17 protein-coding genes are annotated in these 16,707 nt (G+C 68.2%); 9 read left to right on the top strand and 8 right to left on the bottom strand.

The window, feature by feature from the left end:
• Positions 1 to 379, top strand: a 379-nt coding sequence (locus tag Aco03nite_RS48215; RefSeq protein WP_203809139.1) for a PaaI family thioesterase, incomplete at its 5' end; no start/stop codon positions are given.
• A gap of 136 nt (positions 380 to 515) precedes the next feature.
• On the opposite strand, the gene Aco03nite_RS48210 is transcribed toward Aco03nite_RS48215, so the two are convergent.
• Entirely contained in the window at positions 516 to 740 is a 225-nt protein-coding gene (locus Aco03nite_RS48210) for a hypothetical protein (protein WP_203809137.1), read from the bottom strand.
• A gap of 201 nt (positions 741 to 941) precedes the next feature.
• Here Aco03nite_RS48210 and Aco03nite_RS48205 point away from each other — a divergent pair, with 201 nt between their 5' ends.
• Positions 942 to 2,318, top strand: coding sequence for a helix-turn-helix domain-containing protein (locus Aco03nite_RS48205; RefSeq protein WP_203809135.1), 1,377 nt, complete (start codon positions 942 to 944; stop codon positions 2,316 to 2,318).
• 247 nt (positions 2,319 to 2,565) lie between these two features.
• Here Aco03nite_RS48205 and Aco03nite_RS48200 read toward each other — a convergent pair whose 3' ends face one another.
• On the bottom strand, positions 2,566 to 4,194 hold the full coding sequence (locus Aco03nite_RS48200; RefSeq protein WP_203809133.1) for an FAD-binding protein: 1,629 nt from the start codon (positions 4,192 to 4,194) through the stop codon (positions 2,566 to 2,568).
• A 65-nt stretch (positions 4,195 to 4,259) separates the two neighbouring features.
• Between Aco03nite_RS48200 and Aco03nite_RS48195 the strand changes: the two genes are divergently transcribed.
• The gene (locus Aco03nite_RS48195) at positions 4,260 to 4,823 is read left to right on the top strand and encodes a TetR/AcrR family transcriptional regulator (RefSeq protein WP_203809131.1); all 564 of its coding nucleotides are present in this window, start codon (positions 4,260 to 4,262) and stop codon (positions 4,821 to 4,823) included.
• 70 nt (positions 4,824 to 4,893) lie between these two features.
• Here the strand turns inward: Aco03nite_RS48195 and Aco03nite_RS48190 are convergent, their stop codons facing one another.
• On the bottom strand, positions 4,894 to 5,466 hold the full coding sequence (locus Aco03nite_RS48190; protein ID WP_203809129.1) for a hypothetical protein: 573 nt from the start codon (positions 5,464 to 5,466) through the stop codon (positions 4,894 to 4,896).
• A 157-nt stretch (positions 5,467 to 5,623) separates the two neighbouring features.
• On the opposite strand from Aco03nite_RS48190, the gene Aco03nite_RS48185 reads away from it, so the two are divergent.
• Both Aco03nite_RS48185 and Aco03nite_RS48180 read left to right on the top strand, forming a co-directional pair.
• Positions 5,624 to 7,078, top strand: coding sequence for a glycoside hydrolase family 43 protein (locus Aco03nite_RS48185; protein WP_203809127.1), 1,455 nt, complete (start codon positions 5,624 to 5,626; stop codon positions 7,076 to 7,078).
• Between the two features lie 35 nt (positions 7,079 to 7,113).
• On the top strand, positions 7,114 to 7,725 hold the full coding sequence (locus tag Aco03nite_RS48180) for a TetR/AcrR family transcriptional regulator (protein ID WP_203809125.1): 612 nt from the start codon (positions 7,114 to 7,116) through the stop codon (positions 7,723 to 7,725).
• 13 nt (positions 7,726 to 7,738) lie between these two features.
• Here Aco03nite_RS48180 and Aco03nite_RS48175 read toward each other — a convergent pair whose 3' ends face one another.
• Complete coding sequence (locus tag Aco03nite_RS48175) at positions 7,739 to 8,302, bottom strand: GNAT family N-acetyltransferase (RefSeq protein ID WP_203809123.1); 564 nt, start codon at positions 8,300 to 8,302, stop codon at positions 7,739 to 7,741.
• Positions 8,299 to 10,701: a glycoside hydrolase family 2 TIM barrel-domain containing protein gene (locus Aco03nite_RS48170; protein WP_203809120.1), complete on the bottom strand. Its 2,403-nt coding sequence runs from the start codon at positions 10,699 to 10,701 to the stop codon at positions 8,299 to 8,301. Before Aco03nite_RS48170 ends, Aco03nite_RS48175 begins: the two co-directional genes overlap by 4 nt.
• Before the next feature lie 150 nt (positions 10,702 to 10,851).
• Between Aco03nite_RS48170 and Aco03nite_RS48165 the strand changes: the two genes are divergently transcribed.
• Together Aco03nite_RS48165 and Aco03nite_RS48160 are read left to right on the top strand one after the other, a co-directional pair.
• Entirely contained in the window at positions 10,852 to 12,363 is a 1,512-nt protein-coding gene (locus Aco03nite_RS48165; RefSeq protein ID WP_203809118.1) for a family 20 glycosylhydrolase, read from the top strand.
• A 28-nt stretch (positions 12,364 to 12,391) separates the two neighbouring features.
• A complete protein-coding gene (locus tag Aco03nite_RS48160; protein ID WP_203809116.1) occupies positions 12,392 to 13,678 on the top strand; it encodes an MFS transporter in 1,287 nt (428 codons plus the stop codon).
• Between the two features lie 97 nt (positions 13,679 to 13,775).
• On the opposite strand, the gene Aco03nite_RS48155 is transcribed toward Aco03nite_RS48160, so the two are convergent.
• Together Aco03nite_RS48155 and Aco03nite_RS48150 are read right to left on the bottom strand one after the other, a co-directional pair.
• Complete coding sequence (locus Aco03nite_RS48155; protein WP_203809114.1) at positions 13,776 to 13,997, bottom strand: DUF397 domain-containing protein; 222 nt, start codon at positions 13,995 to 13,997, stop codon at positions 13,776 to 13,778.
• Positions 13,994 to 14,848, bottom strand: coding sequence for a helix-turn-helix domain-containing protein (locus Aco03nite_RS48150; RefSeq protein WP_203809112.1), 855 nt, complete (start codon positions 14,846 to 14,848; stop codon positions 13,994 to 13,996). The genes Aco03nite_RS48155 and Aco03nite_RS48150 overlap by 4 nt, the downstream gene beginning before the upstream one ends.
• A 457-nt stretch (positions 14,849 to 15,305) precedes the next feature.
• Here Aco03nite_RS48150 and Aco03nite_RS48145 point away from each other — a divergent pair, with 457 nt between their 5' ends.
• Both Aco03nite_RS48145 and Aco03nite_RS48140 read left to right on the top strand, forming a co-directional pair.
• Positions 15,306 to 15,485, top strand: a complete 180-nt coding sequence (locus Aco03nite_RS48145) for a hypothetical protein (RefSeq protein ID WP_239146042.1) — start codon at positions 15,306 to 15,308, stop codon at positions 15,483 to 15,485.
• Positions 15,486 to 15,762: 277 nt separating this feature from the next.
• Positions 15,763 to 15,972 (top strand): hypothetical protein, encoded by a 210-nt coding sequence (locus Aco03nite_RS48140; RefSeq protein ID WP_203809108.1) that lies wholly within the window; start codon positions 15,763 to 15,765, stop codon positions 15,970 to 15,972.
• Between the two features lie 370 nt (positions 15,973 to 16,342).
• Here the strand turns inward: Aco03nite_RS48140 and Aco03nite_RS48135 are convergent, their stop codons facing one another.
• Positions 16,343 to 16,675 carry a hypothetical protein gene (locus Aco03nite_RS48135; RefSeq protein WP_203809106.1) on the bottom strand — a complete coding sequence of 111 codons (333 nt, stop codon included), beginning with the start codon at positions 16,673 to 16,675 and terminating at the stop codon, positions 16,343 to 16,345.
• Positions 16,676 to 16,707: the final 32 nt, after the last annotated feature.

Raw genomic sequence — 16,707 nt, 5'->3', positions numbered from 1 at the left:
CCTGATGCGTCTGCTCGGCGCCCGGCTGACCCACATCGGCCTCGGGCAAGTGCACATCGAGCTGGCGAACCGGCCGGAAGTCACCCAGCAGCACGGCTACATCCACGCCGGAGCCACCAGCGCCATCGCCGACAACGCCGGCGGCTACGCCGCCCTGACCTTGTTCCCCGACGACAGCGAAGTGCTCACTGTCGAGTTCAAAATCAACCTGCTCGCCCCGGCGTCCGGCGACCAGCTCGAAGCGATCGGCACCGTCCTCAAGTCCGGCCGGACGCTGACCATCTGCCGCGTTGACGTCTTCGGCATCCGCGATCAGCAGCGCACGCGCGTGGCCGCAGCGCAACAGACCTTGATCCGCGTCACCGGCCCGGCTGGCTGATCGACACGCTCGCGTCCACGAGGCGCAACCGACCCCGACCAACCTCAGGAAGCCGACCATAGTGCGGTCGAAACTCGTGGAGATCGATCAACCCTCAGCTCTGAATAGTGGAGTCAAAACTCACCGACCGCTGGTGTCACTTGTCGCGAGCAGAGCCAGCCGTCGACTCGAGCAGGTCACCGAGCCGGTCGCGCAGCAGACGGTGGTGCTGGTCGAGCGGTCCGTTCTGTCCGCCCGCGACAGTCGATGCCACGGCCCCGGCCGCTGCGTTGAGACGGCACACACTGATAGGGACAGCCGTGCCGCTGCCTGAACGCTGATCGGCGCCGGTGATCTGCTGCTGGTATTGAGTGAGTTCCACCGTCGTGTCGTCCTTCCCCGGTGTGCCGCTCGGTGATCACGGTCGGCAACGATGCGATCCGATGAGTTCCATCAACGCGCGGTACGAGCGAGCGGGGAAGACCTTTATCCATCAGAGAGAATCGATTCTCAGGCGTCGACAACACCTGCCCGGCCGCCACACACTGTCCGTAACTGCGGCTGCCGACTGGTGGAGGCCGGCATGGAGATCCACCACGGGTTCTGGACGTCGTCACCAGTGCTGGCCGCTGCGGCCGGCGACGACGCGGGCACGGTCATCCGCCTGGCGCGCCGCCGAGCGGATCTGAATCAAACCCAGCTCGGCGCCTTGTGCGGGTATTCGGTTTCGACGATCTCGCGGATCGAGCGAGGCCAGCCGCCGTGCCAGGACATCGATGTGCGCCGCAACATCGCCGGCGTGCTCGGTATCCCTCCGGATCTGCTCGGGCTTGCCTCACCCCCAGGACTGTCGCCGATAGCGGTCACCCGTGTGGAGAGAACCCAAACCGGCCACGCCGGGGTTAGGGTCGTCTCGACCACAGGCGAGAGGGGTGATCCGGTGCGACGACGTGAGGTCCTGTCCGGTCTGACCGCGAGCGCGGCAGCCGTCGCCCTGCCGTGGTCTGAAACCGTTCACAGCACGCCACCGGCACTTGCGGATCTCCTCAACGCCGAATCGACAAGTGTGGCCGCCCTCGATCCGGCGCAACTCGGCGAGCGACTCAGCGCGGCCCGGCGCACGTTCAGCGCCAGCAATTACGACGAGCTGACCGCACGGCTGGTCACGCTGATCGCCGGCGCAGCAGCGGCACGGCGACACCACGCCGACCGTGACGAGCAAGCGGCCACCGTGGTGCTGGCCGCCGCTTACCGTCTGGCCTCGGAGTTGTGCGTCAAACGTAACGACGACGCGCTTGGTTGGGTCCTGGCCGATAGAGCTCTGACCGCCGCCCGCAGTACCGGTCTGGCGGGGCCGATTGCCCATGCCAGCCGGTCGGCGGCCGTCGCGATGCGCCGCGCTGGACACCATGACGACGCGATCATGCTGCTGACCGCTACCGCGCAGCAGGTGCAGCCGGGCTCGGCGCCGTCGGACATCGCGTTGGCCACGTACGGATCTCTGCTGTGCACTGCGGCTTACGCCAACGCCCAGGCCGGTCGGCGGCCACAAGCCGAGGCGCTGCTGGACGAAGCGGCGGCTACGGCCTCGCGAACAACCGGGCCCGTAATCGCCGGAGAGATCATGTTCAGCCCGACCAACGTCGCCGTCTACAGGATCGGTGCTTACACCGCTCTCGGTGACAGCGCCGCAGCTCTCGACCACGCCCGCACCGTCGATGTCTCGCTGCTGGCCAGCGCAGAACGGTACGCACGCTATTGCATCGACACCGCTCGGGCGTGGGAGCACCACGGCCGCCACGACCGCGCCACCCAAGCGCTGCAGGCGGCGGAGAGCCGCGCTCCGCAGGAGCTTCGCCGGCCGTCGACGCAAGAGTTGATCACCCGCATACTGTACGCGCCGACCGTGACACCGAGCGGTCTGCGCAGCCTCGCCACCCGCGCCGGAGCGATCAGTTAGCGGACCTCGGGCGCGACGGGTGCGCAGGTTACGTGGGCTGAGTGCGTTGCCGGCCCCTGTGCCGCACCGCCGGCAACTGGCCCTATGGCGGCCCATTGACCCGTGGCAAGGTCGTCGCCTCCCGCTGAACGCCTCCGCCTGTCTGCAGCCCTCTTTCCCGAGCAACACTTGACGTCTCCCCCGCTGAAGCTGAGGGAGACGTCAAGTGCGCCCGGCACACCTGGAACGGGTTGCGGCCGGCCGGCGATCAGGGCCGGTTGCGGGCCATGTGCCGGGCCGCGCGCATGCCGAACACCACCGCGGGACCGATGGTCGAACCCGGCCCGGGATACGTGCGGCCCATCACCGAGGCGGAGTTGTTGCCGGCCGAGTAGAGGCCGTCGATCACACTGCCGTCCTCGCGCAGCACCCGGCCGTCCGGGTCGGTGACCAGCCCACCCTTGGTCCCGAGGTCACCGATGACCACCCGGAACGCGGTGAACGGGCCCTTCTCCAGCGGGCCGAGGCACGGGTTCGGGTGCACGGTCGGGTCGCCGTAGTAGCGGTCGTAGGCGGAGTTGCCCCGGCCGAAGTCGCCGTCGACACCGGCGCGGGCGAAGCCGTTGAACCGGTCCACCGTGGCCCGCAGCCGGGCCAGGTCGACGTTCATTCCGGCCGCGAGCGCGTCCAGGGTCGGTTCCTTGATCAGGATCCCGGCCGCGCGCATGGCCTTGTTGTTCTTCGGGTCCATGGCGAAGGTGCGCAGGTAGCGGCGGGCGTGCCGGGCGTCGGCTACCAGCCAGTACGCTCCGTCCTTGTCGTGGTCGAGCATGTGGTGCCCGAGGTCGACGTAGGACTCCGACTCGTTGGCGAAACGATCTCCACGGGCATCAACCATTATTGTGTACGGCAGGGAGCGCTCGCCGACGATGAACGCCGGGTCATGACCGGGCGCCCCGGCGACCGAGGCGCCCCACCAGGCGTCGTCCATCAGCGCGACGGCGCCGCCGGCGGCCTGGCCGAGTTGGATCGGGCGGCCGAGGTTGGCGGGGTTGCCCGACGGGGAGCCGTCGATGCCGTGATGTTCCTGCCGCCACGCGGTGTTGTGGTCGAACCCGCCGCCGGCCAGCATGACGCCCCGGCCGGCGCCCACCGTGACCGATCGGCCGTCGCGGGTGACGCGGACTCCGGTGACCCGCCCGTCCTCGACGAGGATCTCCTCCAGCGGGGCGCCGAGCCAGAGCGGCACCTTGTTCTTGAGGACCACAGCCTGCAGGAACGAGACGGCCAGCCCGGCGCCGATGCCGGCCAGTTGGCGGCCGCGGACCACGCCGCCGAGGGCACGGAACACGAACCGCGCTCCGCGGACGAAGCCGCCGGGTGTGGACCAGGCCCGGCCCAGCAGCCAGATGTCGTCGGTCTTGACGGGCAGGACGGCCGGGGCGTTGAGCGTCGTGCGCCAGTCGCCGATGGCGCGGGCGTTCTGTGGTTCGACCTCGATGGCGCGGCCGATCTTGCCGCCGGGCAGTTCCGGGTAGTAGTCGGGGTAGTCGGTGGCGCGGACGAAGGTCATGCCGTGTTTCTCGGCGGTGGTGACGAAGTCCGCGACCCCGTCGACGAACGCCTCCTTGCGGGCGCGGGTCGAGGCGTCACCGACGGTGGCCTCCAGATAGGTGAGGGCTTCGTCGCGGGAGTCGCGCACTGCGGCCCGGCGCATCAGCGGGTTGTCCGGCATCCACATCCCGCCGCCGGACATCGCGGTGCTGCCGCCCCATTTGTCGCTGCCGTCGATCAGCAGCACGGACAGTCCTTCGTCGGCCGCGCCCAGCGCGGTGGCGAACCCGGCGCCTCCGGTGCCGATCACGACGATGTCGTAGGTGTGGTCGAAGACGCTCATGGGCGGCGTGCCTCCTGACTCCGGCAGCAACCGGACAAGAATGTCCGGTTGTTAGGATTGCCAGCATGACCACCACCAGCGGCCGCGTCAACAGGGGACCGGCCGCAGCCGCACAGAACCGGCAGGCGATCCTCGACTCCGCCCGCCGGCTCTTCACCGACCGCGGCTACCACGTGCCACTCAACGCCATCGCCAAGGACGCCGGCGTCGGCCAGGGTGTGCTGTACCGGCACTTCCCCACCCGGCTCGACCTGGCCCTCGCGGTGTTCGAGGAGAACTTCACCCAACTCGAAGCCATCAGCGCCGACCCCGGCCCGGACGCCTTCGGCAGACTCTGGAAACGCATCGTCGAACTCACCGTGGAGTCCGCCGCGTTCGTCGAGATGGCGGTCGACGCCCGCCGCGGCCTACCGGACTACGCCGGCGGCGAGCATCTCCACAACCTCGTCCAGCGGACCCTGCCCCGGGCCCAGGCGGCCGGCCTGGCAGACACCGGACTCGACGTGGAGGACGTGCTGACCGCCCACCGCATGATCTACGGCGTGGTCACGACGTCGATCCAGCCCGCCGACATCCGGTCCTCGATCGAACGAGCCACCAGACTCTTCCGCCCACACGGCCTATCCTGACGACCCGGCACGGATTCCGCTTCGCTTGGACCCCCGCCCTCGCCGAAGGCCGCCAAGGGCGGGGTGAGGGTCACGTCAGCCAGGCGGCCAGGGGCTTTCCGTTGCTGGCGCTGATGACGATGCGGGCGCCTTGGCCCACTCCGGCAGCTGCCGGGTGTTCGTAGAGGAACCGCCAGGTACCGCTGTCGGGGGCGTCGATTTCGGCGGCCGTTTCCGGGGCGTCCTCGTCGACGATCTGGTCGTGGGCTGAGCCGTTGCCGTAGATGAACTGGACGCGGGCCGCGCCGAAGGTCCACGTACCCCGGGTCATCCGCACTGTGACGTCCACCGCGTACGGGGCGTCGCCGTACTCCGCCTTAACGTCGGTGGCCAGTGCCACCGTCACCCGGGCATCGAACTTCTCGGTATTGATCAGTCGCTCGGTCCCCATCGGCTTGGCGCCGGCCGAGATCTCGGATCCGCTCTTGTTGGGCGGCGCATCCGGGTCGTTGGAATCGATCCAATCCGTTTCCGTGTCCGCGCTCGCATCCGCCGTGGGAACCGACGCGCTCGGCGGTTCGCCAGTATTCGACGAAACCGCCGGCGTGGTGCCGCATCCCGCTACAAAGGCGAGCAGGATGCCGATCGTGAACAACTTTCGCATTTGATCATGATTGCATCAGCTTTCCCCCACCCGGGGCACCCCCTCACCCGACTGTCCAGAAGCGACAGATGCCCGACGAGTTGCAAGCCGCCTCTTGCCCACCGACTCCTAATATTGTATTAATATTCAATATTAAGATGACCTGACGGGAGCATGGATGTCGTCGAGTGCTGAGCGTCTGGCCTGCAGACCGGTGGTGGCCGGGTTCCATCCGGATCCGAGCGTCTGCCGGGCCGGTGACACCTACTGGATGGTCTGTTCGAGTTTCGAATACGCCCCCGGCGTCCCGCTGTTCCGCTCCCCCGATCTGCTCACCTGGGAGCAGGCCGGCAACGTCCTGAGCCGCCCGTCGCAGCTCACCATCGACGGCACTCCGTCGTCAGCCGGTATCTACGCCCCGACGATCCGGTTCCACGACGGCCGGTTCTGGGTGATCACCACGAACGTGTGGGACGGGCAGGGACAGCTGCTGACCTGGGCGACCGACCCGGCCGGCGAGTGGTCCGACCCGATCCGCTTCCCGGATGTCCCGGGCATCGACCCGGATCTGGCCTGGGACGACGACGGCACCTGCTACCTCACCGTCTCGGGCGGGCCGGAAGGCATCTTCCAGTACGTCATCAACCCGTCCACCGGCGAGGTGCTCTCCGAACGGCAGCGTCTGTGGAGCGGCACCGGCGGCCAGTTCCCCGAGGCCCCGCACCTCTACCACGTGGACGGCCACTGGTATCTGATGATCGCCGAGGGCGGCACCGAACGCGGCCACGCCGTCACCATCGCCCGCGGCCCGTCCCCGGCCGGCCCGTTCGAGCCCGGCCCGGACAACCCGGTCCTCACCGCCCGCAGCACCGACCTGCCCGTGCAGAACACCGGCCACGGCGACCTGGTCCAGCGCCCGGACGGCAGCTGGGCGATGCTCTACCACGGCGTACGCACCCGCGGTTTCACCCCGGCTTGGCACGTGCTGGGCCGCGAGACCTTCGCCTCCGACATCGCCTGGGTGGACGGCTGGCCCCGGCTCACCACCCCGATCGAACCCGCCGAACCCGCCACGGTGAAACACCACGAACTCACCGGCGACACCCTGCCCGCCTCGTGGGTCTCCCCCGGCCGCTTCCCCGGCGAGATCCTGCACCGCGACGACGACGGCTGGCGACTCGACGGCCCCGGATTCGCCGGCCGCCGCCAGCAGCACCTCGCCGCCGAGATGACCGCAACCCTCGACGTCCGGCACGGCACCGGCGGCCTCAGCATCCAGCTCAGCCCACGCCACCGCCTCGACATCGAGGCCGACACGGGTCAGGTCCGCGCGATCGGCCACTCCGCCGGTCTCACCGCCACCCTCGGACAGGCCCCGATCAGCGAACCGAGCCGCGTCCGCCTGACACTGCGGGCCGTCCCGGTCTCCCCCTACGCCGGGCCCGACGAGATCATCGCCGAGCTGATCACCGAGACCGGGCCGGTCGAACTGGGCCGCCTCGACGGCCGTCACCTCTCCACCGAGATCGCCGGCGGTTTCACCGGCCGGATCATCGGCATCACCGCCACCAACGGGCACATCGGCATCCGGTCGCTGACCTACACCGGCACCGACCAACCCCAAACAAGATAAGAGCAACAATTTTCGTACGGGCTATGCTCGGCGATGTGACGAGCGAGAACAGCCGGGGCCCGCGCGGCCCGTACGCGAAGAGCGCCCAGCTCCGCAAGGAGATCCTCGACGCGTGCGTGACCGTGTTCGCCGACAACGGCTTCCACGGCTCCACGATGAGCGCGATCGCCCAGCGGGCCGGCATCGGCCAGACCCGGCTGCTGCACCATTTTGCCAGCAAGGCCGAGTTGCTCACTGCGATGCTGGCCAGCCACGAGCAGCGGATGGCCGAGATCATCGAGAGCACCGGCAGCGGTGAGGACGCGTTGCGGGCACACGTGCGGGAGGTGGGCCGCAACCGGGAGCGGCGCGACCTCGTCCAGTTGCACTCGATCATCTCCGCCGAGGCCGCGGTCGCCGCGCATCCGGCGCACGAGGTGTACCGCACCCGCTATGACCAGCTGCGCCTGCACCTGACCGGGGTCTTCGCCGAGCTGCGCGGCGCCGGCCGGCTCAAGGTCGGCACCCGGCCGGACATCCTCGCCAGTCAGTTCATCGCGATGATGGACGGCCTGCAGCTGCAGTGGCTGTACAGCCCGACGACCGTCGACGTCGCCGATCACCTGGACGCGTTCCTGTCCACGCTGCTGATCGACGACGCCGACTAAATCTGATAAGGATTTACAGTTTCAAGCACATGTAGCGCACACCCGGATACGGGGTCGGCACGTGCTCGAAGCCGAGCCGGAGATAGAACGCCTGGGCGCCCTCGTTGTCCGTGGCAGCGCCCAGATGCACTCCCGGAACTCCGGCCGCACGCAGCCCGTTCAGGAATGTGGTCATCAGTTCCCGGCCGAGGCCCTTGCGCTGCCACTGCGGCAGCAGGTCCATGTGCAGGTGGGCCGGGTAGCCGTCGAGTTCCGGCACCAGCATGCGCTCGGGGTTCCGCAGCAGCATCAGCGAGAACTCGTCGGGGGTGGCACCGGCCGAGTGGCGGCTCTCGACCTCCGGTAGCCACGTCGCCTTCCACCACCGTACAAAAGCCGGGGTGTGGGAAGTGCCGACGATGTAGCCGACCGCCTGCCCGGAGCCGTCGTCGATGACGTAGGCGTGTTCCGGCTCGGCGACCGCGTAGGGCGCGGCCCACAGATCGCCGATGAGCCGGGTGGGATTGTCGGCGCCGCTGGTGCGAGCGCAGATGTCGTAGACGGCGTCGAGATCCCCCGGCCGGTAGGGGCGGATCACCGGGCGTTCACCCGCACCTTCGCGGTGCCGGCCCGCACGATGATCTCACCAGGGCCGGTCGGGCGCACGATCGCGAGAAGACGCCCGTCGTAGGTGGTGCAGGTGTCACCGCCGAACGGCTCCTCGGTGTCCGGCCGCCCGGAACCGAGCCCGGCCAGCACCCCGGCACCGGACACGGTGACCGTCACGGGGACGTCCCGGTCGACGGCGAGAGTCCCGTCGTCGTCCTGGAGGGTGATCGTCACGTAGGCCAGGTCGGTGTCGTCGGCCCGGATGTCGTTCCGGTCCACGGATACGACGACATGGACCTCCTCGCCGGCGGTCCGCAGCACCGAACGCCCCTGCTCGGCACCGTCGCGGTAGGCGACCGCGACGACCTCGCCGGGCTGGTAGGTGGTCTCGAACCGGGCCAGGAACGCCTTCTCCACGCCGACCTTCACACGCCCGGCCGAGACGTCGTTGACCAGCAGCTCCACCTCATCGGCATCGGAGTACACGTCGACCGTGACCGGCGAGCCGGCCGGAACGTCCCAGGTCCAGCCGGCCACCGAGTCGCTCCACGCCCACGGGCCGCGCCGGGTGGCTTTGCCGTGGTGCTGCGGCCGGTGCACGGCCAGGTAGGGCGTGTGCCGCAGTCCGAAGACGGTCTCCCGGTAGTAGGACATGGGGCGCCGGAACCCGGTGATGTCGATGTCGCCGCAGTTCGCGGTCAGCCACGGGTAGGGGTTGGCGGTGCCGAGAGCGGCGGGGTCCTCGTCGTCCGGGTAGGCGATCCGCCCGATCCCGGCCTCGCCGAGGTAGTCCCAGCCGGTCCAGGTGAAGTCGCCGATCACGTGGGAGTGCTCGGTGACCAGTCGCCACAGCACGTCGATGTGTTCCGGGAAGGTCTCGGAGCCGACCAGGATCCGGTTCGGGAACAGCTCGCGGTCCAGGTCGTACCGGGAGTCGCCGTAGTTGAATCCGGTCACGTCGAGCACCGACGCCGATTCCTCGGTGGCGTCGGTGACCAGCTGAGAAGCGTTCGCCCTGCGCATCTGCTCGCCGGCCGAGGCCATCATCGCGTTCACGTCGACGTCGCCGGTGGCCGCCTGGGCCATCATGGCACCGAGCCGGTCGAGGACGGACACGAAGCCGTTCATGCCGTTGGTGACGTACCGGGTCGGATCCAGCTCCCGGATCTTCCCGGCCAGGCGGCGCCCCCAGGTCGAACCGAGCGGCCGGCCGGTCTCCGGGATCTCGTTGCCGATCGAGTACAGGATCACGCTCGGGTGGTTGAAGTCCTTGGCCACCATCGCCTCGACATCGCGCTCCCACCACTCGGGGAAGTTCAGCGAGTAGTCGAAAGCGGACTTGCCCTGGGTCCACACGTCGAACGTCTCGTCCATGACGAACATGCCGAGCCGGTCGCAGGCGTCCAGGAGTGCCCGGCTGATCGGGTGGTGGCCGCTGCGGATGGCGTTGAATCCGGCGGCTTTGAGGATCTCCACGCGGCGTTCGTCGGCGCGGGTGACGGTGGCGGCGCCGAGCGGGCCGTTGTCGTGGTGCAGGCAGGTGCCGCGCAGTTTCACCGGCTCGCCGTTGATCCGCAGGCCGTGCCGGGGGTCCAGGCGCAGGGTGCGGATACCGAACGTACTGCGTACAGCATCGCCGTCGTCGATCGTGGTCACGGCGGTGTAGAGCGTGGGGGTGTCGACGTTCCACAGCGAGGGTTCGGGCACGTAGACGCGGATCGGCACGGTCGCGGGCTCGCCCGGAACGACGGTGACGGGCGCGGTGCCGGTGGCGACCTCGGTGCCGTCCGCGTCGAGGATGTAGGTGGCGACCCGGGCGGTCCGCACCCGGGTGGTGTCGTTCTCGACCGTCGCCGACACGACCACGGCGGCGCGTTCGGTGTCCACGTCGGGGGTGGTGATCCGGACGCCGTCGAGGGCGAGGCGCACCGGGTCGGTGACGATCAGGTGGGTGTTGCGGTAGAGGCCGGCGCCGCTGTACCAGCGACTGTCCTGGTGAGCACGGACCTCGACGGTCAGAGTGTTCGGCTCGCCGTAAACCAGGTACGGGTCGAGGCGGACGGCGAAACCGGTGTAACCGTTGGGCCGCTGCGCGAGGAAGTCGCCGTTGAGGGAGACCATCGCGTCGCGGTAGGTGCCCTCGAACTCGACGATCACCGTCTTACCGCGATACTCCTCCGGCACGTCGAACGTCTTGGCGTACTCGAACAGCCCGCCCGGGAAGTACCCGGTGTGGTTGCCCTGCGAGCTGCCGGCCGAGCGCGGCAGGTCACGGACGATGTCGTGCGGCAACGTCACCGGCTTGCTGTCGCGGCTGCCGCCGATCGCGGCGAACAGCGGCAGTTTCGGGCCGGCGGTCCACCCGGCGTTGAACGAGGTTCGGATCATGTGCGCTCCCGCCGTGAATCTTTAACTACATTGCAGATTTTGTACGCCGGAGCTGCCACGAATGCAAACCCTTCCCCCTTCGTCCGGCACATGTTAGCGTCCCCCAATCTTGAACTTCTGAACAATTTTAGGCGGGTCCGGAGGACCACGATGATCCCTGAACCTTTCCACCGCACCACGACGACAGGTGCCCTCACCGTGCACGCCGGGACCACGATCAGCGGCCCCGGAATCCGGCAGTTCGTCGACGACCTCGCCGCCGACGGTGGCCCGCGACTCACCATCGCCGACCACGGCACCATCATCACCGAACTCACCGACCACCTCGACGAGTTCCGGGATCTGCCGGAACCCATCGGCGTGAGCCCGTCCGGGCACTCCCCCGCCGACGAGCGCTACCTCCTGGAGATCACCGGCGACCGCGCCGTCGTCCGCGCCACCGCCGCCGAAGGCCTGCACCGCGGCCTGACCACCCTGCGCCAGCTCCTCAACGGCGGACCCGTCGTCACCGTGCCCGGCCAGCGGATCGTCGACACACCCCGGGTGGCCTGGCGGGGCTTCTCCCTCGACGTGGCCCGCTGCTTCCAGAGCGTCGAAACGGTTCGCGGCATCGTCGACATGCTGTCGCTGTACAAGTTCAACGTCCTGCACCTGCACCTGAGCGACAACGAGGGCTGGCGCCTGGCGCTACCGGAGTATCCCGAACTCACCACCGCCGAGTCCTGGACGATCGAGGAGATCAAGACCCTCATCGCGTACGCGGGGGGCCGTCACGTCACGGTCATCCCCGAACTCGACACGCCCGGGCACAGCGCCGCCGTCCTGCGCGCCTACCCCGAACTCGGCGTGTTCGAGCCCGACGGCGAGTTCCCCACCGCCTACCTCGACCCGAACCGCCCCGGCGTCGACACGTTCCTGAACACCATCGTCAAGTATCTGGCCGAGATCGCGCCCGGCCCGTACCTGCACATCGGCGGCGACGAGGCCTTCGGCATGCCCGACGACCTGTTCCACCAGCACGTCGCCGCCACCCTGCAGAAGGTCCGCGCCACCGGGAAGACGCCGATCGGCTGGCAGGAGACCACCCGGCCCGGCCTGCACAGCGGCGAGATCTTCCAGTACTGGGCCGATTTCGCCGACGCCGTCGGCGACCAGGACGCGGCAGCGCAGTCCACGATCCCGCCGGAGACCCTGGCCAAACTCACCGCGTTCTTCCGCACCGCCCGCGAAGACCTCAGCCGCGGCTTCGCCCAGGGCGCCCGGGTGCTGCTCTCCCCCACCCGCATCGCCTACTTCGACGGGCCCCATGCCGGTGACGCCGCCGACCCGGCCCAGCACGCCGTCCGCGACCGGGTCGGCTACCGGCACTATCCGCCGCGCACCCTCGAGGAACTGTTCGCCTGGGATCCGGCGACCCTGCTCGACGGGGTCGGCACCGACCGGATCGCCGGCGTCGAAGCCGCCCTGTGGGCCGAGACCGTCTCCGGCGCCGCCGACGCCCAGTTCCTGATCACCTCGCGACTGCCCGGCTTCGCCGAACGCGCCTGGTCCCCCGAGGGCAGCAAGTGGGCCGACTACCGCGACCGCCTCGCCGCCCAGTCCCCCACCTGGCGCCACCGCGACTGGACCTATTTCGCCACCACGACCGTCGACTGGAAGTAACTTTCAACGCATCAAGGAGCCATCAGATATGACCCTTTCCGCGAGCGCCCCGGAGGCCGTACGCCAGCCGGTCGGGCCCAAATACATCTGGCTGATGGTGCTGGCGTCGTTCGGCGCCTACCTCGCCTTCATCACCCCGATCGCCCTGTCGCTGTCCCTGCGTGTCGAACAGCTGGCGCCCGGCAATGCCGAATACCTCGGCTACCTCACCGGCACCGCCTCGATAGCCGGCCTGATCTGGTCCCCGATCCTCGGCGTGCTCAGCGACCGCACCCGCTCCCGCCTCGGCCGCCGCCGCCCCTACCTGCTCGCCGGCGCGGCCCTCGGCCTGTTCGCCATGCTCGTCATGGCGTGGGCACCGAGCGTCCTGATGCTCGGCGTGGGCTGGACGCTCGCCTCGATCGGCTGGGGCACCGTGGTCAGCGCCCTGCTCTACACCCAGGCCGACCGGCTCCCCGAACAGCAGCGCGGCAAGGTCGCCGGGCTCGCCGGATCCACCCAGATGATCGCCCCCGTGCTCGGCGCGGGCCTCGCCTCCACCCTGGTGAGCAGCAGCTACCTGCTGATGCTGGTCCCCGCCGGCGTCGGTTTCCTGCTGGTGGTCGTGTTCGTACTGTTCGTCGGTGACAAGGACAGCCGCGACATGGTCCTGGCCGCGAAACCGGCCGGCACCGGGCTACTGCGCACCTTCGTCTTCAACCCGCGCCACTACCCCGACTTCGCCTGGCTGTGGCTGGGCCGGGCCCTGTTCAACACCGGCATGATGCTGGCGACCACGTTCACCGCCTTCTTCTTCGCCGACCGCCTCGGCCAGAGCGTGAAGGAGACCGCCGGTTTCGTCGCGATGCTGGCCGTCCTCGGCGTCGGCGCCTCCATGATCGGCGCCATCGGCGGCGGCTTCCTCTCCGACCGGCTACGCCGCCGCCAGTTGTTCGTGATGATCGGCGGCATCCTGTTCGCCGTCGGCGCGCTGCTGCAGGCCTTCGGCCCGGCAACCCCGGTCCTGGTAGCCGGCTCGATGATCGCGTCGATCGGCATCGGCACCTTCGCCGCCCTGGAACAGGCCCTGATCCTGGACGTACTCCCAGAACGCGACACCGACGGCGGCCGTTTCCTCGGCATCGCCAACTACACCACAGGCCTCACCCACGCGATCGCCCCACTGATCGCCACCGGCCTGCTCTTGGTAGGCGTCACCGGAGACGACAAGAACTACCCACTCGTCTTCATCGTCGCCGCCATCTGCACGGTCGCCGGCGGCCTCACCATCGCCGCGAAGGTCCACACCTCCCACGCCTCACCCGAAGCCCACTGACCACCCCGCGGCATTCAGAGAACGGTCCTGACCCGCGTGAACGTGGGTCAGGACCGTTCTCTTCCGTGCGGTCTGCATGCCGCTTCCGGGCGAACCTTTAAAGGAGGTTCTCTTCCCGCACACCAGCGACGAACGCGGCGCGCTCGCCTGGGGTGAAGAACAGGATCGGGCCGTCCGGGTCCTTGCTGTCGCGCACGGCGAAGCCACCATCCGGCAGATCGGTGACCTCGACGCAGTTGCCGCCACCGTTGGTGCGGGTACCGGTGCGCCAGACGACCGCGGTGCGGTCGAAGGTCTCGGCGTACGTCTTCTTGTTCATTCCTTCAACTCCTCGACTGCCGCCTTGATCATGGTGATCGAGTCGCGTGGTGGACATGCCTTTGCCAGTACATCCTCCCAGGCGTCCCGGTAGCCACCGGCTTCGATCGGGTTGTCGATGAACTGAACTCGCGAACGGAGGTCGACACAAACGACTTCACCGGCCGCTGCGTCATGTAATCGCAAGATCTGGAAGCCGCCCTCGGTCGGCATCGGTGCGCCGGCCGCCCAGGGAAGTACCTGCACGACGATGTTCGGACGCCTGGTGGCTTCCAGAAGGTAGGCGAGCTGGTCCTGTGTGACCTGGCGATCCCCCACGATCTGATGCAGGACGCTCTCGCCGATCACCGCGTGGAGTTGCGGTGCGTCCGGTCCCCTCAGCAGTGCCTGGCGTTCCATCCGTGCCTCGACTCGTCGAGCCACCTCGGCTTCGCCTTGGCCCTTGCGGTACACAGCGACGAGTTCGCGCGCATAGGCCTCTGTTTGCAGCAGGCCGGGCACGAAGTTCGGCTCCCAGGAGAGCAGACTTTGAGCCTCGGGTTCCAACCCGAGATATGTCGCGAACTGCCGGGGCAGGACGTCCGTGTATTGGTGCCAGTCGTTGTGCCGGCGTCCAGCGCTCGCGAGTCGGACCATGTAGTCGACCATGTCGCGATCGTTGCAGCCGTAGAACGTCGCCAGGTCACGCACGTCCCGGGCGCGAATACCGATCAGGCCCCGCTCGATACGGCTGACCTTGGACTCCGACCATTCCATATGCTGCGCGACGTCATCCAACGTCAGCTTCGGATCGTGCTCGGTGCGGAGCTTACGCAGGGCAGCACCGAGGCTGCGGCTGCTCGCTGAACCCACTGTCACCTCCTGTACCAGGTGCGCCAAGTGTTGCAAATTGCACGTACAGCCGTAGCCCGGCATCCCTCGTTAGCGCCTTGCACATCTTGCAGGCTTGCATATTGAACTTGCAAAGCATACGTTCTTGCAAACGCAATCGGATCGAGTCAAGTTGATCTCCGTTGGTTCGTAGAAGTTCGTCGGACGCGACCCGTAAGGGAGGCGCGATGCATGCACGACGTTCCCGCAAGTGGTGGCAGATCTTCGGTCGGCCACGCTGCTCCTGCAGCCTTCCCTGGGAGTGCTTGGAAAGAAGGCTGGACGCGGCTCGCCGACATGAGGACAGGGCCGAGCAAAAGTGCAGGCCAGAGCAGCAACAGAGCGCGAGAGGCGGCCCACCATGTTAGTTCCTCGGACAGAACACCAGGGAAGACGCCCCTCGTGGCAATGTCACGCCTGCGGCAAGGCGTGGCCGTGCGTGGTCGCCAAGGCCGAACTGGCCGAGCAGTACCAGCGTTTCCCGGCCGGCCTCATGGTCTATCTCAGCTCGTGCCTGATCGACGCGATCGACGACTGGGCGACCGGCTCGGGCGGGTTGCCGCCCGACCTCTACGAACGATTCCTCGGCTGGTCAGACGAATCTGCACCGACGGCATGAGCAAGCGCGACAGCGCGGGCACCGGAGCCCGGGGAGGGACCGGCATGAGATGCGACCGGAGGCAACGACGGCTGACGCTACAGACAGTTGGTGGTCATGGGCGCTCGGGAGATCGCTGTCCGGGACGAACCTGTCACGCCAGCGCATCCATCAACGTGCGGAACGCCCCGACCTCCCCGCCCTAGCGGCGTCGCCGTGCATGGGCCGGGTCTGGCGAGCCACCGTTATCGGACCCTGGTTCCTCACCTATCACCTACCGCGACCCTGACGAGAGGACTTGAGCAAGATGCCGATCGAACAACCACTGTGGCGTGCCGCTGGCAGCGTCGCCGACCTGCTGCTGGCCGACGACTACGCCTCGATCGAAGAACACGAGATCGAACCGCTCGCCAAAACCATCTGGCAGTTCCTGATCGACCGAGGCATCCCTCTCCCCGGCGACTCGGAGGCAAACGCCTGCACCCCCGGCGCCGCTGAAAACGGATGACGATGTGCGGCAGTTTCCTGGCCGAGCGCGACCGCAGCCGGGAGAGCCTGCTCGCACTGGAGCCACCGGTACCCGGACGTGACCATGAAACTGGGCCATCAGGCATGAACAACGGCACGAGGGCACGAGGTTTCGACTGGTACCGGAAGTCGCGCACGGAGGCGCGGTCCCGGTGACGGCGGAGAGAGCGAGCATCCGGCCGGTGAGGCCGGCGGCGACCTCGGTGGACAGGTACCGGCCGTCGAGACGGGCGGCCGCCTCGGCCCGCCCACCGCGGGACGCGCGCTCGAAGGTGCCTGACGCCGAAACTCGTCCGGTGACCGTTCCTCGAACTTCAGCCGCGGCCCAGCACGTCCCCAAAAATGCGCACCTACTCGGCATGCTTGAGCGGATCGGGGCCGGTCAGGCCGTAGTTCTCCTCGACCGTGTAACGAACCCACCCGAGCAGGCCACCGAGCGCGAGGAAGAGCACGAACAGGCCCAGCTTGCCCCACGGGACGTCGTCCAGTTCGGTGTCGAGCCCGATCATCAGGCTGATACCGAGGTCGCCGCCGAAGAAGACGACTTTCTGCAGGGTGATCAGGTGATACATCGTCCCGTGGTTCTCCCAGAAGACCATCGTGTTGAAGATGGTGCCGAGCAGAGGCGCCAGAGCGAACAACCCGAGAATGAAGGAGATCCTCAGGCGGTCAGCAGTCGTCATCGCTGGTGCCGGCCTCCATGCCGTTCGGCTCC

The organism is Actinoplanes couchii (assembly GCF_016862075.1).
GTDB classification, from domain to species: Bacteria; Actinomycetota; Actinomycetes; order Mycobacteriales; family Micromonosporaceae; genus Actinoplanes; species Actinoplanes couchii.
The sequence above is the reverse complement of the archived record's forward strand: the minus strand, read 5'-3'. Positions and strand labels throughout refer to the sequence as shown.

Excerpts from the sequence above, each read along its gene's own strand:
- Aco03nite_RS48135 (WP_203809106.1), bottom strand. The coding sequence starts at position 16,675 with ATGACGACTGCTGACCGCCTGAGGATCTCCTTCATTCTCGGGTTGTTC.
- Aco03nite_RS48185 (WP_203809127.1), top strand. The coding sequence starts at position 5,624 with ATGTCGTCGAGTGCTGAGCGTCTGGCCTGCAGACCGGTGGTGGCCGGG.
- Aco03nite_RS48170 (WP_203809120.1), bottom strand. The coding sequence starts at position 10,701 with ATGATCCGAACCTCGTTCAACGCCGGGTGGACCGCCGGCCCGAAACTG.
- Aco03nite_RS48160 (WP_203809116.1), top strand. The coding sequence starts at position 12,392 with ATGACCCTTTCCGCGAGCGCCCCGGAGGCCGTACGCCAGCCGGTCGGG.
- Aco03nite_RS48155 (WP_203809114.1), bottom strand. The coding sequence starts at position 13,997 with ATGAACAAGAAGACGTACGCCGAGACCTTCGACCGCACCGCGGTCGTC.
- Aco03nite_RS48165 (WP_203809118.1), top strand. The coding sequence starts at position 10,852 with ATGATCCCTGAACCTTTCCACCGCACCACGACGACAGGTGCCCTCACC.
- Aco03nite_RS48200 (WP_203809133.1), bottom strand. The coding sequence starts at position 4,194 with ATGAGCGTCTTCGACCACACCTACGACATCGTCGTGATCGGCACCGGA.
- Aco03nite_RS48190 (WP_203809129.1), bottom strand. The coding sequence starts at position 5,466 with ATGCGAAAGTTGTTCACGATCGGCATCCTGCTCGCCTTTGTAGCGGGA.
- Aco03nite_RS48205 (WP_203809135.1), top strand. The coding sequence starts at position 942 with ATGGAGATCCACCACGGGTTCTGGACGTCGTCACCAGTGCTGGCCGCT.
- Aco03nite_RS48195 (WP_203809131.1), top strand. The coding sequence starts at position 4,260 with ATGACCACCACCAGCGGCCGCGTCAACAGGGGACCGGCCGCAGCCGCA.